The organism is Curtobacterium sp. B18 (genome assembly GCF_000333375.1).
Taxonomy (GTDB): Bacteria; Actinomycetota; Actinomycetes; order Actinomycetales; family Microbacteriaceae; genus Curtobacterium.
In genome coordinates, this window is sequence record NZ_BACZ01000461.1 from 1 (window position 1) to 1211 (window position 1211).

Annotated in this window: 1 protein-coding gene and 1 pseudogene; both read left to right on the forward strand. The window is 73.0% G+C overall.

The window, feature by feature from the left end:
• Positions 1 to 145: pseudogene (locus tag I5E_RS26470) on the forward strand (carbohydrate ABC transporter permease); the annotation flags it as partial.
• 117 nt (positions 146 to 262) lie between these two features.
• On the forward strand, positions 263 to 1211 hold a 949-nt coding region (locus tag I5E_RS12410; protein WP_031262538.1), incomplete at its 3' end, for a family 78 glycoside hydrolase catalytic domain.

Consider the following 1211-nt stretch of genomic DNA (forward strand, 5'->3'; position numbering starts at 1 on the left):
GTACGCGTTCCAGAGCCAGTCGGTCAGTCAGCTGAACCTGCTCTTCACGGACGTGCTGCTCATCACGATCCCGCCGCTGATCCTCTACGTCTTCTTCAACCGTCAGATCGTCGCCGGCATGACCAGCGGCGCCGTCAAGGGCTGACGCCCACCGGCCTGGAGGCGCGACCCGCCTCCGCCACCCCGCCCACCCGGGCGGGGTGGCCGGACCCGAGACCCCGCACCGGTCGACGACGACCGGTCGCGTGAAAGGACACACCACATGACCGACTGGACCGCACCGTTCATCGCGAGCGACGCCGACCTCGCCAGCGCGCCGATCCTGCGCCGCGAGTTCACCCTCGACGACGGCCACGGTGCCGTGACGAGCGCGACGCTCGACGTCAGCGCCCTCGGCGTCGTCGAGGCGTGGCTCGGCGGGCAGCGCGTCTCCGACCACCTGCTCGAACCGGGGTGGACGAGCTACGAGTGGCGCGTCCGCGTCGTCTCGCACGATGTCACCGCGCACCTCACCGGCACCGAGCCAGGTGGCGCCGCCGTCCTGGCGCTCGTGCTCGGCAAGGGCTGGGCCGCCGGACGCCTCGCGTGGGGCGGTGGCGGCGGCTGGTACGCCGACGAGGTCGCCGGGTTCGCCGAACTCCGCGTCACCTTCGCCGACGGCCACGAGCAGGTCATCGCGACCGACACCGACTGGCAGGCGCTCTCGAGCGCGATCACGGCCGACCAGCTCTACGACGGCGAGGACGTCGACGCCCGGATCGACGACACCGCGTGGAAGCACCCCGGGGCGCCCGAGCACGCCAGCGGGGTGCACACCGTGGACCTCGGGGAGCGCGAACTCGTCGCGGACACCGTGCCGCCCGTCCGCCCGCTCGCCGAGATCGCCCCGGTCGAGGTCTGGACGAGCCCCGCCGGCGCCACGCTGGTCGACTTCGGCGTGAACCTGGTCGGCTGGGTCCGGGTGACCGCGTCCGGCCCGGCGGGGACGGTCCTGACCCTGCAGCACGCCGAGGTCCTCGAGCACGACGAGCTCGGCACGCGCCCCCTGCGCACCGCGAAGGCCACCGACCACTTCACCCTCAGCGGGGACGGCGAGGACGTCTTCGAGCCGCGCTTCACGTTCCACGGCTTCCGCTACGCCCAGGTCGACGGGTGGCCCGGCACGCTCGACGAATTCCGGACGCCCTCCCCGCGGTGCAGGTCGGGTCGGA